This window comes from Kribbella sp. NBC_01484, assembly GCF_036227145.1.
Classification (GTDB): Bacteria; Actinomycetota; Actinomycetes; order Propionibacteriales; family Kribbellaceae; genus Kribbella.
Map to the genome: position 1 here is coordinate 6109815 of NZ_CP109437.1, position 14716 is coordinate 6124530.

At 70.2% G+C, this 14716-nt stretch carries 12 protein-coding genes; 9 read left to right on the forward strand and 3 right to left on the reverse strand.

Features of this window, described 5'->3' with window-relative positions:
- The first annotated feature begins 10 nt into the window (after positions 1-10).
- Complete coding sequence (gene ilvD, locus OG555_RS29800; RefSeq protein ID WP_329475870.1) at positions 11-1861, forward strand: dihydroxy-acid dehydratase; 1851 nt, start codon at positions 11-13, stop codon at positions 1859-1861.
- Positions 1862-3405: 1544 nt separating this feature from the next.
- Here ilvD and OG555_RS29805 read toward each other — a convergent pair.
- From OG555_RS29805 to OG555_RS29815, 3 genes are all read right to left on the reverse strand, one after another.
- Positions 3406-3711 (reverse strand): type II toxin-antitoxin system PemK/MazF family toxin, encoded by a 306-nt coding sequence (locus OG555_RS29805; RefSeq protein WP_329475871.1) that lies wholly within the window; start codon positions 3709-3711, stop codon positions 3406-3408.
- Positions 3711-3947, reverse strand: coding sequence for a ribbon-helix-helix domain-containing protein (locus tag OG555_RS29810; RefSeq protein WP_329475872.1), 237 nt, complete (start codon positions 3945-3947; stop codon positions 3711-3713). Before OG555_RS29810 ends, OG555_RS29805 begins: the two co-directional genes overlap by 1 nt.
- A gap of 80 nt (positions 3948-4027) precedes the next feature.
- Entirely contained in the window at positions 4028-4699 is a 672-nt protein-coding gene (locus OG555_RS29815) for an LON peptidase substrate-binding domain-containing protein (RefSeq protein WP_329475873.1), read from the reverse strand.
- A gap of 101 nt (positions 4700-4800) precedes the next feature.
- On the opposite strand from OG555_RS29815, the gene hisD reads away from it, so the two are divergent.
- The 8 genes from hisD (at position 4801) to cydC (ending at position 14716) form a co-directional block, all read left to right on the forward strand.
- Positions 4801-6138: a histidinol dehydrogenase gene (gene hisD, locus OG555_RS29820; RefSeq protein ID WP_329475874.1), complete on the forward strand. Its 1338-nt coding sequence runs from the start codon at positions 4801-4803 to the stop codon at positions 6136-6138.
- Positions 6138-7256, forward strand: a complete 1119-nt coding sequence (locus tag OG555_RS29825; RefSeq protein ID WP_329475875.1) for a histidinol-phosphate transaminase — start codon at positions 6138-6140, stop codon at positions 7254-7256. Before hisD ends, OG555_RS29825 begins: the two co-directional genes overlap by 1 nt.
- Positions 7253-7852, forward strand: a complete 600-nt coding sequence (gene hisB, locus OG555_RS29830; RefSeq protein ID WP_329475876.1) for an imidazoleglycerol-phosphate dehydratase HisB — start codon at positions 7253-7255, stop codon at positions 7850-7852. The genes OG555_RS29825 and hisB overlap by 4 nt, the downstream gene beginning before the upstream one ends.
- Complete coding sequence (gene hisH / locus OG555_RS29835; RefSeq protein WP_329475877.1) at positions 7849-8490, forward strand: imidazole glycerol phosphate synthase subunit HisH; 642 nt, start codon at positions 7849-7851, stop codon at positions 8488-8490. The genes hisB and hisH overlap by 4 nt, the downstream gene beginning before the upstream one ends.
- A gap of 119 nt (positions 8491-8609) precedes the next feature.
- The gene (locus tag OG555_RS29840; protein WP_329475878.1) at positions 8610-10001 is read left to right on the forward strand and encodes a glutamate decarboxylase; all 1392 of its coding nucleotides are present in this window, start codon (positions 8610-8612) and stop codon (positions 9999-10001) included.
- Between the two features lie 17 nt (positions 10002-10018).
- A complete protein-coding gene (locus OG555_RS29845; RefSeq protein WP_329475879.1) occupies positions 10019-11359 on the forward strand; it encodes a DUF2254 domain-containing protein in 1341 nt (446 codons plus the stop codon).
- Positions 11346-13007: a thiol reductant ABC exporter subunit CydD gene (gene cydD, locus OG555_RS29850; protein ID WP_329475880.1), complete on the forward strand. Its 1662-nt coding sequence runs from the start codon at positions 11346-11348 to the stop codon at positions 13005-13007. Before OG555_RS29845 ends, cydD begins: the two co-directional genes overlap by 14 nt.
- Positions 13004-14716 (forward strand): thiol reductant ABC exporter subunit CydC, encoded by a 1713-nt coding sequence (gene cydC / locus OG555_RS29855; RefSeq protein WP_329475881.1) that lies wholly within the window; start codon positions 13004-13006, stop codon positions 14714-14716. Before cydD ends, cydC begins: the two co-directional genes overlap by 4 nt.

Sequence of the window (14716 nt, forward strand, 5' to 3'; positions counted from 1 at the left end):
AGATGTCGTCGTGCCCGCTCTGAGGTCCCGTACTGTCACCCACGGCCGCAACATGGCAGGCGCCCGCGCGCTCATGCAGGCCTCCGGGGTAGCCCGCGAGGACTTCGGCAAGCCGATCATCGCGGTGGCGAACAGCTTCACCGAGTTCGTCCCGGGCCACACCCACCTCGCGCCGGTCGGCCGGATCGTGTCCGAGGCGATCCACGCGGCCGGCGGGATCGCGCGCGAGTTCAACACGATCGCGGTCGACGACGGGATCGCGATGGGTCACGGCGGCATGCTCTACAGCCTGCCGTCGCGGGATCTGATCGCCGACTCGGTCGAGTACATGGTCGAGGCGCACTGCGCCGACGCGCTGGTGTGCATCTCGAACTGCGACAAGATCACCCCGGGCATGCTGAACGCCGCACTCCGGCTGAACATCCCGACCGTGTTCGTCTCCGGCGGCCCGATGGAGGCCGGCCGGGCCACGCTGGTCGACGGCACCGTCCGCAAGCTCGACCTGATCGACGCGATGTCCGAGGCCGTCAACGAGAACGTCTCCGACGCCGACATCCTGCGGATCGAGGAGAACGCCTGCCCGACCTGCGGCTCGTGCTCGGGCATGTTCACCGCGAACTCGATGAACTGCCTGACCGAGGCGATCGGCCTGTCGCTGCCGGGCAACGGCTCGGTGCTGGCCACCCACACCGCGCGCAAGGCGCTGTACGAGAAGGCCGGCGAGACCGTCGTACAGATCACCAAGCGGTACTACGACAACGACGACGCGACCGTGCTGCCGCGGAACATCGCTTCCCGCGAGGCGTTCGGGAACGCGATGGCATTGGACATCGCGATGGGCGGGTCGACGAACACGATCCTGCACCTGCTCGCGGCCGCGCAGGAGGCGGAGGTCGAGTTCGACCTGGACGACATCAACGCGGTGTCGCGCCGGGTGCCGTGCCTGGCGAAGGTCGCGCCGAATGTCGCACCGGGCGGGACGTACTACATGGAGGACGTGCACCGGGCCGGCGGCATCCCGGCGATCCTCGGTGAACTGCACCGGGCCGGACTGCTGAACGAGAACATCCACACCGTCCACAGCGACTCGATCGACGAGTGGCTGAAGACGTGGGACCTGCGCGGCGGCTCGCCGTCGCCGGAGGCCGTCGAGCTGTGGCACGCGGCACCGGGCTGCAAGCGGTCGGCCACCGCGTTCTCGCAGTCGGAGCGGTGGGAGACGCTGGACACGGACGCGGCTGGCGGCTGCATCCGCGATCTGGAGCACGCGTACTCCAAGGACGGCGGACTCGCCGTACTGAAGGGCAATCTGGCCGTCGACGGCTGCGTGGTGAAGACGGCCGGCGTGGACGAGTCGATCTGGACGTTCCAGGGTCCTGCGGTGGTGTGCGAGTCGCAGGAGGAAGCCGTCGAGAAGATCCTGGCCAAGCAGGTCCAGCCAGGTGACGTCGTGGTGATCCGCTACGAGGGTCCGAAGGGCGGCCCGGGCATGCAGGAGATGCTGTACCCGACGTCGTTCCTGAAGGGCCGCGGCCTGGGCAAGGTGTGCGCACTGGTCACCGACGGCCGCTTCTCCGGCGGTACGTCGGGCCTCTCGATCGGTCATGCCTCACCCGAGGCCGCGTCCGGCGGCACGATCGCACTCGTCCAGGACGGCGACCAGATCCGCATCGACATCCCCGGTCGCTCCATCGAACTGCTGGTCGACGAGTCCGAGCTGACCGCCCGTCGCGAGGCCCTCGGCGGTGTCTACGCCCCTCGCGCCCGCGACCGCAAGGTCTCCCAGGCCCTCCGCGCGTACGCCGCGATGGCGACCAGCGCCGACAAGGGCGCCGTACGGGACGTCTCCAAGCTCGGCTGACGCCCAAACCCCCTCGGCCGTCCATTCGATGGGTTATCCGGCTCTTCAGCTTGATGTGTGGGTGGTCGCGGTCGTCGTCCGGCGATTCGTCCAGGTGGTAGGCGGCCGGCGTGGGCTTTTGGTGGGTTGACGTCCCATGTGGTGGGTTGCCGTACCGGATTCCGGGGCGCCAACCCGCCATCTCGGACGTCAACCCACCAAAGGGGACGCTCGGGACAGGTCCGCGCCGACACACAGCACCGGGCGGGGACCGGAACCGCCGGGCTGGGGCCGGCGGGGTGGGGCCGCCGCGCCGACACACAGCACCGGGCGGGGACCGGAACCGCCGGGCTGGGGCCGGCGGGGTGGGGCCGCCGCGCCGACACAGCACCGGGCGGGGACCGGAACCGCCGGGCTGGGGCCGGCGGGGTGGGGCCGCCGCGCCGACACACAGCACCGGGCGGGGACCGGAACCGCCGGGCTGGGGCCGGCGGGGTGGGGCCGCCGCGCCGACACACAGCACCGGGCGGGGACCGGAACCGGTGGGGTGGGGCCGGAAGCACCGGGGGTTGGGACAAGGAATTGCGGCTCTTGTGTCGTTTCCGTGGGTGAGCGGTCCTTGCGGTGTCGGTGTCGGTGTCGGTGTCGGTGTCGGTCTGGCGGGATCGTTGCTGGTGCGGACCTGAGGCACTCACCAACCTCACCGTCGGGTCATCACCGGCGCAGGTCTGAGCGTGATCGGCCAGGGCGGTGTCTGCGTGGTGAGTGACACAGATCCGCGCCAGGGACCCGGCCAACCTCCGTGCCGTGGCCGGGTCCGTGCCATCCAGTCCGTTACCCCGCGCCGTCCTCGGCCCGGGGTGGATCGGAGCTGTGGACGACCAACGCACTGACCAGACCGAGCAACTCGTCGGCACCACTTGGTCCGCCGAGCGCCGAGCTGCAACTCGACAGCACCACTCGGTGCGGCGCCCGTTCGAGCCGTTCGACGGCGAGGATCGTCTTTGTGCACCAGATCCGTACGCCGAGGCCGGCGCCGTACGGATCTGGTGCACAAAGTGGCCGATCCCGGACCCCCAGTCCGCGTCGGACCAGGGCGTCGGACCGGGTCGGCGGAGGCGCGTGGCGCCGGGCTGTCGTGCAGCCGGCGGGGGTGGTGGTCAGCTGGGATGGGGTTGGGCCGGCCGCTGACCAACTGTCGGGGCCTGGGACACGTACTGGCGGGTTGGGACACGTTATTGCCTGTCTCGGCCCGCGACGACCTGTCCCAGGTCACCAGACGTGAACCGATCCGCGCAGAACAAGTCTGCCGGAACCGCCCGGCCTAGCCTCGCCACATCCTGCACCCCGGCCCAGCCTCGCCACACCCTCCACCCCGGCCCACCCCGGACATCGCCCCCTAGCCCGAACCAGCCCGCCCGGCCGACGATCACCCACCCATCGAGCACGAGGCGATATCCCTTCGTGTGCAGCCTTCTCCCCCCTTGTACGAGCAGAGAAGGCACAACACGTGCGGATATCCCAAGAAATGGCCGCGGCGGCGACCGGGCGCGGTGCTGGGTGGGTCAGAGGGTTTCGAGGTCGAAGGCCAGGGCAATGGCTTCGGCGAGGGCTGGTTCCTGGTCGGGATGGAGGTAGCCGATCAGGCGGCCGAGTTGGGCCTTCGGGATGGTCTGGATGTTGTCGCAGGAGATGGCGCTCGGGTGATCGAGGCCGTTGTCCGGGCCGACCAGGACCTCGGTGGACAGACCGCGGATGGTGCTGGTGATCGGGGCGACCGTCACGTTGGTGAGGCGTGGGCGGATCAGCTCGCGGGTCAGGACCACGACCGGCCTCGGCTTGTCCAGCCGGGCGATGTGGAGCGGACGCATCAGTCGAGGTCAGTGAGCACAGTGCCGGCGGCCGCGGGGGCGAGGCCCTCGAGATCCGGATAGTCGCCGTGCTCGGTCAGGATGGCGAGGTCGCGGGCGGCGAGCTCCCGCCGGCGCTCGCGCTCCATCGCCCGGGCGACCACGGACGCCCGGCTCGTCGCCTTGTCGGTGGCCACGAGCTGGTCCATGAAGTCGACCAGCTCGTCCGGCAACCGCACAGTGATCTGCTTGCTCATACCAACACCATACCGCTCTGGGATTCACATCGGTAGCGCGTCTGCCGGCGCGGCCATCGACCTGGCGATGGTGGCGAGCGTCAGTTCGGGGACATCGTCGACCAGTTGATGAGGTCGGTCGCGGGCAGCGAGGGGAGGGCCGCGATCGCGGCGAGCTCGCTGTCGAGGAGGCCGACCAGCTGGACCAGGCGGGACGTGGTGTCGGTGGCTTCGAGGAGTTTCTGGCGGTCGGGGGTGAGCAGCGTCATCGCGGCCGACATCAGGAACGACAGCGTGCTCGGGTCGTCGGGCAGCTCACCGATGTGCAGGCCCGGCCGGCTGATCTCGGTGACGGCCTCGGCGTACCGGCGGAAGCGGGCCATGGCGATCGTCGCCGTACCCAGCGGATCGTCGCCGAGGTCCTCGTCCAGCCACTCGACGTCGGCGACCAGATAGTCACCGCCGCCGTCCAGTTCGGCCACCTTGAACCGCCGGTTGCCGGTCAGCGTGATCTCCACCGGGCCGTCGTCGTCCGGGTCCAGGCTGATCTCCGAGATCGTCGCCGCGCAGCCGGTCCCGTACAACGACCGGAACACCCGCTCACCCAGCTCGTACCCGTCCCGGACGGCGAGGGCGCCGCAGACCAGTTCGCCACCGTTCTCGACCAGGTCGCGGACCACCGCGCGGCCCTGGACGTCGGTCACCGGAATGGGGAGCACCAGCCCGGGGAAGATCACCGTCTCGACAGTGAGCAGCGGTAGGCGGGAGTCCATACCAACGAGCCTAGGCCATGCCGCGTCCTGATCACGCCTCGTGACTGCCACCTTGTGGATACGGCGCAAACTCGGCAGGTCGCCACCACTAGACTGAGGCCATGATTCGCCGCGTCGACCTGCGGGGCCGAGTGGCGGCCGGAGAGGTGTCCGACCTCCAAGCCGAAGTGAACGCCCTCGTCCCCCGAGCCGTGTTCGACGTCGAGAAGGCCCTCGACGTCGTCCGACCGATCTGCCTGGACGTCCGCCATCGTGGACTCGAGGCGATCAGGGAGTACGGCGAGAGGTTCGACCATGTCCGGGTCGAGGACATCCGGGTCCCGGCCGACGCGCTGAAGACGGCGCTGGAGGAGCTCGACCCGGAGGTGCGATCGGCCTTCGAGGAGTCGATCCGCCGGGTCCGCGAGGTCAGTCAGGACGAGCTCACCCCCGACATCGCCTCCGAGCCCGCGCCCGGCGGCCGGGTCACGCAACGCTTCGTCCCGGTCCAGCGCGTCGGGCTGTACGTCCCGGGTGGTCGCGCGCCGCTCGCGTCCAGCGTGGTGATGAACGTCGTACCGGCGCAGGTGGCGGGCGTCCCGTCCCTGGCCGTGGCATCGCCCCCACAGAAGGAGTACGGCGGTCTGCCGCACCCGACTGTGTTGGCGGTGTGTGCGCTGCTCGGGATCGAGGAGGTGTACGCGATGGGTGGCGCGCAGGCGATCGCCGGGTTCGCGTACGGCTTCGGTGCTGGTGTCACGGGCTGCCGCAAGGTCAACCTGATCACCGGTCCCGGCAACATCTACGTGGTCGCGGCCAAGCGCTTCCTCCTCGGTGAGGTCGGCATCGACTCCGAGGCGGGCCCGACCGAGATCGCGATCCTCGCCGACGACACCGCCGACGCCCAGCACGTCGCCGCAGACCTGATCAGCCAGGCCGAGCACGACCCGATGGCCGCCAGCGTGCTGGTGACGCCCTCCGAGGCTCTGGCTGCCGCAGTGGAAGCTGAACTACCGGTCCAAGTCGCGAAGACCAAGCACCAGGACCGCGTCGCCGAAGCGTTGACAGGTCAGCAGTCGGCCGTCGTACTGGTCGACGACCTGGAGCAGGGCACGGCCGTCGTGGACGCGTACGCTGCCGAGCACCTGGAGATCCAGACCGCGGACGCCGAGGAGCGGGCCGGCCTGATCACCAACGCCGGTGCGATCTTCGTCGGCGGCTGGTCGCCGGTCTCCCTCGGCGACTACTGCGCGGGCTCCAACCACGTTCTCCCGACCGCCGGGTGCGCCTGCCACTCGTCCGGCCTGTCGGTCCGCAGCTTCCTGAAGGCGGTGCACGTCATCAACTACTCGCGCGAGGCGCTCCAGGAGGTCGCCGGCCACGTGGTCGCGCTGGCCCACGCCGAGGACCTGCCCGCCCACGGCGCCGCGGTGTCGGTGCGCTTCCCCGGGGCGAACTGATGGGCCGCTTCGACGGGCTGCCGATCCGCGACGAGCTGAAGAGCTTCGAGCCGTACGGCGCCCCACAACTCGACGTCCCGATCCTGCTCAACGTCAACGAGAACCCGTATCCGCCGAGCGAGGAGACCGTCGCCGACATCGCCGCGGCGGTCACCGTGGCCGCCCGCGGCGTGAACCGCTACCCGGACCGCGAGTTCCTCGACCTCCGCTCGGATCTCGCGGCCTACCTGGGCCGGGAGTCCGGCGCGCGACTGACCGCCGAGCAGGTGTGGGCCGCCAACGGGTCCAACGAGGTCATGCTGCACATCCTGCAGGCCTTCGGCGGCCCCGGGCGGACGGCGCTCTCCTTCGCGCCGACGTACTCGATGTACCCGGAGTACGCGCGGGACACGAACACTGCCTGGGTCACCGGCCGCCGGGCCGAGGACTTCACCCTCGACCAAAGCAAGGCACTGGCGGCGATCTCCCGGCACCACCCGTCCGTCGTCCTGCTCGCCTCGCCGAACAACCCGACCGGTACGGCGCTGCCGATCGACGTGGTCGAGGCGATCGCCGCCCGAACCGCCGCGATGGGATCCGTCCTCGTGGTCGACGAGGCGTACGCCGAATTCCGGCGGACCGGGACTCCGAGTGCGGTGACACTGTTGCCGTCGTACCCGAATCTCGCGGTGGCGCGGACGATGTCGAAGGCGTTCGCGCTGGCCGGCGGCCGGGTCGGATACCTTGCCGCGAGCAAGCAGTTGGTGGACGCGCTGCGGATCGTCCGGCTGCCGTACCACCTGTCCGCGGTGACGCAGGCGGTCGCGCGGGCGGCGCTGCGGCACTCCGACGAGCTGCTCGGCCGGGTCGAGCAGTTGCGGATCGAGCGGGATGAGACCGTCGACTGGCTGCGGTCACTGGGCCTGCGCGCGGTCGACTCGGACGCGAACTTCGTGCTGTTCGGCACGTTCGCCGATCGGCACGCGGTCTGGCAGTCGCTGCTGGACGACGGCGTACTGATCCGCGAGACCGGACCGGACGGCTGGCTGCGGGTCTCGATCGGCACCAGCGAGGAGATGGCCGCGTTCCGCGCTTCGCTGGAGCGCGTCCTGAAGACAGACATGGGAAGGTTGACATGACCCGGACAGCGCGGATCGATCGGGAGACCAGCGAGTCGAAGGTCCTGGTCGAGCTGAACATCGACGGCGAGGGCCGCGCCGACATCTCCACCGGCGTCGGGTTCTACGACCACATGCTCAACGCGCTGGCCAAGCACGCGCTGCTCGACCTGCACGTGAACACGGTCGGCGACCTCGAGATCGACGCGCATCACACCGTCGAGGACACCGCGATCGGCATCGGCCAGGCGCTGCGTGAGGCGCTCGGTGACAAGCGCGGGATCCGCCGGTTCGGCGACGCGACCGTGCCGCTGGACGAGGCGCTCGTGCACTGCACGGTCGACCTGTCGGGGCGCCCGTACTGCGTGCACACCGGCGAGCCGGACGGTCAGGTGTACGCGATCATCGGCGGCGACTACGCCGGCTCACTGACCCAGCACGTGTTCGAGACACTCGCGTTCAACGCCGCGATCTGCATCCACATCCGGGTGCTCTCCGGCCGCGACCCGCACCACATCGTCGAGGCCCAGTTCAAGGCCTTCGCCCGGGCGCTGCGGGCAGCCGCCGAGCTGGATCCGCGGCAGCCGGGGATCCCCTCGACCAAGGGCGCTCTGTGAGCAAGAAGGTCGTGCTCCTCGACTACGGATCGGGCAACATTCGGTCGGGGGAGCGGGCGCTGCAACGGGTCGGAGCGGACGTCACGGTCACGTCCGACTACAACGAGGCGCTGAACGCCGACGGTCTGCTGGTCCCCGGCGTCGGCGCCTTCGAGGCCTGCATGACCGGCCTCAAGGCGGTCCGTGGTGACGTGATCGTCGACCGGCGGCTGAGCGGTGGCCGCCCGGTGCTCGGCATCTGCGTCGGCATGCAGATCCTGTTTGCCCGCGGCATCGAGCACGGCGTCGAGACAGCGGGCTGCGACCAGTGGCCGGGAGTGGTCGAACGGTTGCAGCCCGCGAACGGCGAGCCGGTCCCGCACATGGGCTGGAACACGGTGGACGTCCCTGCCTCGACGTCGTTGTTCCAGGGGATCGAGAAGGAGCGGTTCTACTTCGTCCACTCCTACGGTGTCCGCGCGTGGGAGCTGCGGGACACGCGCGACTCGGTGACACCGGCCGTCACCTGGACGTCGTACGCCGGAGACCGGTTCGTCGCCGCGGTCGAGAACGGTCCGCTCAGTGCGACCCAGTTCCACCCCGAGAAGTCCGGCGACGCCGGCGCCGAACTCCTGGCCAACTGGGTCCGCGCACTCTGATCGCCGCGCGGACGGAGGACGTCTGCCTCATGCGGAGCGGGTGACGACGTCCCGGGTGCCCGGGTGTGGGATGGATTGCGGCGGCAACTCGTGTCGCCGCGACCGAGGGGTGATCGGCGATGACCGGGATCAGCAGCTCGACGAAGACCGCGACCGGCGACATGGCCGTCATGCCACGGTTCACGAGGGACACCGTCCTGGCGGTTCCCAAGGACCGAATGCCGGATGACGAGATGCTGCCGCAGTCGGCGTACCAGCTCGTCCGGGACGAGGTGATGCTGGACGGCAACGCCCGGTTCAACCTGGCCACGTTCGTGACCACGTGGATGAACGACGAGGCGGACCGGCTGTACGCCGAGACGGTCGACAAGAACATGGTCGACAAGGACGAGTACCCGCAGACGGCGGAGATCGAGGCCCGGTGCGTGCGCATGCTCGCCGACCTGTGGAACGCGCCGGACACGGCCGACGCGATCGGGACGTCGACGACGGGCAGTTCCGAGGGCTGCATGCTGGGCGGCCTCGCACTCAAGCGGCGCTGGCAGCACGCGCGCCGCGCCGCGGGTAAACCCTTCGACCGGCCCAACCTCGTGATGGGCCAGAACGTCCAGGTCGTGTGGGAGAAGTTCGCCGAGTACTGGGATGTCGAGCCGAGGTACGTGCCGCTGGAGGGCGACGACCTCTACCTGACGGCCGATCGGGCCCTGCGGTTCGTGGACGAGAACACCATCGGTGTGGTCGCCATCCTCGGTTCGACGATGGAAGGCAGTTACGAACCGGTCGCGCAGATCTGCGCCGCGCTGGACGAACTGGAGGAGCGGACCGGACTGAACGTGCCGGTGCATGTCGACGCCGCATCCGGTGGCTTCGTCGCTCCCTTCATCCAGCCCGACCTGGTGTGGGACTTCCGGTTGCCGCGCGTGGCGTCGATCCAGGCCTCCGGTCACAAGTACGGGCTCGTCTATCCGGGCGTCGGCTGGGTGCTGTGGCGGCACACCGAGAACCTGCCCGAGGAGCTCGTCTTCAAGGTGAACTACCTGGGCGGGAACATGCCGACGTTCGCGCTGAACTTCTCCCGGCCCGGCGCGCAGGTGCTGCTGCAGTACTTCCAGTTCGTGCGACTCGGCCGGGACGGTTACCAGCGGATCCAGCAGACGTGCCAGGACGTCGCCGTACACCTCAGTGACGCGATCAAGGCGATGCCCGAGTTCGAGCTGGTCTCGGACGGACGGGACCTGCCGGTGTTCGCGTTCCGGGTGGCCGACGGCATCACGAAGTACACGGCGTACGACGTCTCGCGGAAGCTGCGCGAACGGGGCTGGCTGGTGCCGGCGTACTCGATGCCGCCGAACCGGGAGGATCTGGTCGTCCTGCGGGTGGTCGTGCGGAACGGATTCAGTCACGACATGGCCGACCTGTTCCTGCGGGACGTGCGGATCGCGGTCGACTGGCTCGACGGGCTGGAAACTCCGATGCCGCAGGAGGAGGAGCCGGCTGGGTTCCATCACTGACCGGAAAGCGACCGGTGATGTCCTTGGCGGGAGCGTTCCGGGCGCGCCAGTTCGTTCGGCAGAGCCTCTGGGTGGTGCCGCTGCTCGGCGGGGTGGCCGGCGTGGCGCTGTCCGGGGTCGATCTGTGGGTCGAGGGCCTGATCAACCTGCCACCTTCGTGGTCGTACTCCGCGGCCACCGCGAACAGCGTGCTGTCGGCCGCTGCGGCCGCGATGGTCGGGCTGATCGGGTTCGTGGTCACGATCGGCGTACTCGTCGTGCAGATGGCGACCGGCACGCTGTCGCCGCGCTTCATGCGGTTGTGGTACCGAGACCGGCTGCAGAAGTTCGTCCTGGCGGCGTTCACGGCCACGTTCACCTTTGCCTTCGCGTTGTTGCGCCATGTGGAGGCCGACTCCGTGCCTGATCTGGGCGTCTCCCTGGTCGGGCTGGCCGTCAGTATCGACCTGGTCCTCCTGCTGCTGTACTTCGACCGCTTCGTGCATGCCTTGCGGCCGGTCGCGGTCGCGGCGGCGATGGCCGAGGCCGGTCTGGCGATCGAGGCCGAGGCCGGTCTGGCGATCGAGGCCGAGGCCGGTCTGGCGATCGAGGCCGAGGAGGATGGCCTCGTCGCATCCGCCGGGAACGATGACCAAGGGGCCGGACTTGGTGAGCCGGACGCGCGGATCCTGGCGCCCCGCTCGGGCGCCATCCAGGACGTCGACATCGCGGACCTCGTCCGGTTCGCGGCGGCTCGCGGCCAGGTCTGCGTCATACCGCACACCATCGGTGACTTCGTCACCGCGGGGAGCGTGCTGATGGAGGTACACGGGGCGGCGAGCGAGACCGATCTGCGGCGATTGCGCGGGATGGTCTCGCTGGGCCATGAGCGCACGATCGACCAGGACCCGGCCTTCGCGCTGCGCATCATGGTCGACATCGCCATCCGGGCGCTGTCGCCAGCGGTCAACGATCCCACCACGGCGACCCAGGTGCTCAACCACATCGACGATCTGCTGCTCGGGATCGGCTCCTCCGATCGAGCCTTCCGGGGAACCGCGCTCGACGCCGACGGGCAGGTCCGCCTCGTCGTCCGGACCCGTAGCTGGTCGGAGTACCTCGACATCGGCGTGACCGAGATCCGCCAGTACGGCGCTGCCTCGCCGCAGATCTGCCGCCGTTTGCGGGCCATGCTCGAGGATCTGCGAGACGGGGTCCCGCTCGCACGCCGGGCGGTCGTGCAGTCTCAACTCGACGCGCTGGACCGGGCGACCGACGCGGCGTTTGCCGACCCGGTCGAGCGGGCGCTGGCGCGGATGAGCGACCGGCAGGGCCTTGGTGCCACCCGGTCCGGTGAGACCTCCGATGCCCGCGGTTGATCGGAGACTGATCGCGCGGACGCGGGCCGTCCGGGCGTTGCTGCTGTGCTCTTCCGCGCTCGGGATCGCGACCGCGGCCCTGGTCGTCGCGCAAGCCTGGCTGCTGGCCGAGCTGCTCTCCGCCTCGTTCCAGGACCGCGCGAGCGTCCACGAGTTGCGCGGGCCGCTGCTCGTCCTGCTCGGCGTCGTCATCGGCCGCGCCGTACTCGCCTGGTGGGCCGAGCTGATGGCGCACCGGTCCGGCACCCAGGCCAAGGCGGAGCTGCGGATGAGCCTGCTGCGGCACGTTGTCGCCCTCGGTCCGGCGTGGCTCACCCGGCACCGCACCGCCGAGCTCGAGTCCCTCGGCACCCGCGGTCTCGATGCTCTCGACGGCTACTTCACCCGCTACCTGCCGCAGTTGGTGCTGGCGGTCGTCATTCCTACTGCTGTCATCACCGCGGCCGTGACCCAGGACATCGTGACGGCGGCGATCATCGCCGTTACGGTTCCCCTGATCCCGCTGCTGATGGCCGTCGTCGGCGCAGGCGCCCGGACGCACGCGGCCAAGCGCCTCGTCGCCCTGCAGCGTCTGGGCGGCCACTTTCTCGACAGCGTCGCCGGACTGACGACGCTCAAGGTGTTCGGGCAGGCGCGCGCTCAGGCAGACCTGGTCCGCCGTACGACGGACGACTTCCGCGCGGAGACGATGGGCACGTTGCGCGTGGCCTTCCTGTCGTCTCTGGTGCTGGAGCTGCTCGCGTCGTTGTCCGTGGCAGTGGTCGCGGTCGCGGTCGGCATCAGGCTGGTCAGCGGCGGCCTGGACCTGTCCACCGGTCTGTTCGTGCTCATCCTCGCTCCTGAGGCCTACCTCCCGCTGCGCACCCTGGGGGCGAGCTTTCACGCCAGTGCGGATGGGGTGGCCGCCGCGGACCAGGTGTTCACCGTGCTGGACAGCCCGCTTCCGGAGGTCCGTCCGGGCGCAGCAGTCCCGGACTGCCCGTTGGTGGAACTGCGGGTGGATCAGGTTTGCGTGAGCTATCCGGACCGGGCCGAACCTGTGCTCGACCGGGTCAGTCTGTCCGTCGGCGCGGGGGAAGTGGTGGCCTTGACCGGGCCGAGCGGCTGCGGCAAGTCGACCATGATCAACGTTCTCCTGGGCTTCGTCGCCGTGGACTCCGGCCGAGTGACGGTCTGCGGGGAAGACCTCGGTGGGCTCGATCTCGACGTCTGGCGCCGGACCGTGGCATGGGTCCCGCAACGGCCCTACCTGCTGGCCGCGAGTCTGGCCGACAACATCAGGCTCGGCCGGCCGGACGCGCCGGAGAAGGACCTCCTGCTAGCGGTTCACGACGCGGGGCTTGCCGAGGTGGTCCGCCGGCTGCCGCACGGACTCGCGACACCGCTGGGCGAGCGGGGCGCCGGTCTGTCCGCAGGTGAGCGGCAGCGCGTCGCTCTGGCCCGGGCGTTCTTGATGGATGCACCGTTACTCCTGCTGGACGAGCCAACGGCCACCTTGGACGGAGAGACCGAGGCGTCGGTCCTCGATGCCGTCGACCGGCTGACCGCCGGCCGGACTGCACTGATCGCCGCACACCGGCCGGCTCTGGTCGCCTTGGCGGACCGGGAGATCCAGCTGGAACGGGCGGCCGCGGTGGGACACCGATGATTTCCGGAGTGACCACCCGGCTGGCCGTGGCCACCCTGCTCGGAGCGGGTGGCGCCGCCGCCGGCCTCGGCCTGTCGGCGACCGCCGGCTGGCTGGTGGCGCGCGCCTCCGAGCAGCCCAACATGGCCGCCCTGGGACTCGCCGTGGTCGGAGTGCGGTTCTTCGGGATCAGTCGCGCGCTGCTGCGGTACGCCGAGCGCCTGGTCGGGCACGATGCGGCGTTCCGGGCGCTGGCCGACGTAAGGATGCGGGTCTACCGCAGGCTCGAGCGTCTCGCCCCGGCAGGCCTGCCGTCCTTCCGGAGCGGCGACCTGCTGGCTCGTTTCGTCGACGACGTCGACTCGCTACAGGACCAGATGCTGCGCGTGGTCCCGCCGTACGTCGTCTTCGCCGCCGCAACCGGGTTGACGGCCGGACTGGTCGGGTCCCTGGTGCCGGTCGCGGGCATCCTGGTCGTGGCCGCCGCGCTGCTCTGCGCGACGGTCGTTCCGCTCCTGGCCCGGCACCTGGTCCGGCGGTCCGAGGCGCGCCGGGCGGAGACCCGCGGTGAACTGTCGACCGCCGTGGTCGACCTGGTCCAGGGAGCGCCCGATCTCATCGCCTACGGTGCCGCGAACGCGCAGCTGGGCCGGGCCGGACGAGCCGATGCCGAGCTGACCAGGGTGGCCGGCGCGGCTGCTCGAACCGCTGGCATCGGCTCGGGGCTCACGACGATGCTCGCGGGCTTGTGCGTCTGGGGCGTGGTCGTGGCCGGGATCGTCGCTGTGGACGACGGCAGGCTCCGCGGTGTCCTGCTCACCGTCGTCGTTCTGATGTCCTTGGCCGCCTTCGAGCTGGTCACCGGACTGCCGCAGGCCTTCGCGATCCACGAGCGGGTACGGCGTTCCCGGCACCGGGTCGACGTGCTTCTGGCGGCCGATGACCCGGTCCGCGAACCGAGTGATCCGGCGCCGATGCCGGCCTCGCCGTACTCGCTTCGGCTGCGCGATGTGCGCGCTCGCTACGGGTCCGGACCGCTTGCGCTCGACGGGATCGACCTGGACCTGGCTCCCGGGGAGATCGTCGCGGTGGTCGGACCCAGTGGGGCCGGGAAGTCCACGCTGGCCGCCGTCCTGCTGCGGTTCCTCGATCTCGAGTCCGGTTCGGCCACCCTGAACGGGATCCGCGTCGCCGACCTGGACCCCGACGCCGTCCGGCGGGTCGTCGGGGTGGCCGGACAGGACGCACACGTCTTCGACCGCACGATCGGGGACAACCTCCGGCTGGCGCGACCGGACGCGACCGAGGCGGAGCTGCGGGCAGTCCTGGCAGCGGTCGGTCTGCTGGACTGGGTCGACGCCCTGCCCAGAGCCCTGGAGACCGAGGTCGGTGAGCACGGCGCCCGACTCTCCGGCGGCCAGCGACAACGGCTCGTCGTCGCGCGCGCCCTGCTGGCGGACTTCCCGGTGCTCATTCTCGACGAGCCGACCGAGCACCTCGACACCCCGGCGGCGGACGCGCTGACAGCCGCCCTGCTGGCCGCGGCCACCAAACGCAGCACGTTGCTGATCACTCACCGGCTGTGCGGCCTGCAGGCGGCCAACCGGATCTTGGTGCTGGACGCCGGCCGAGTGCTGGAGACGGGCACGCACGCGGATCTGGTCGCGGCCGGCGGGGCGTACGCGCGGCTGTGGGCCGAGGAGCAGGCGCATTTCATCCGGCCGGAATGA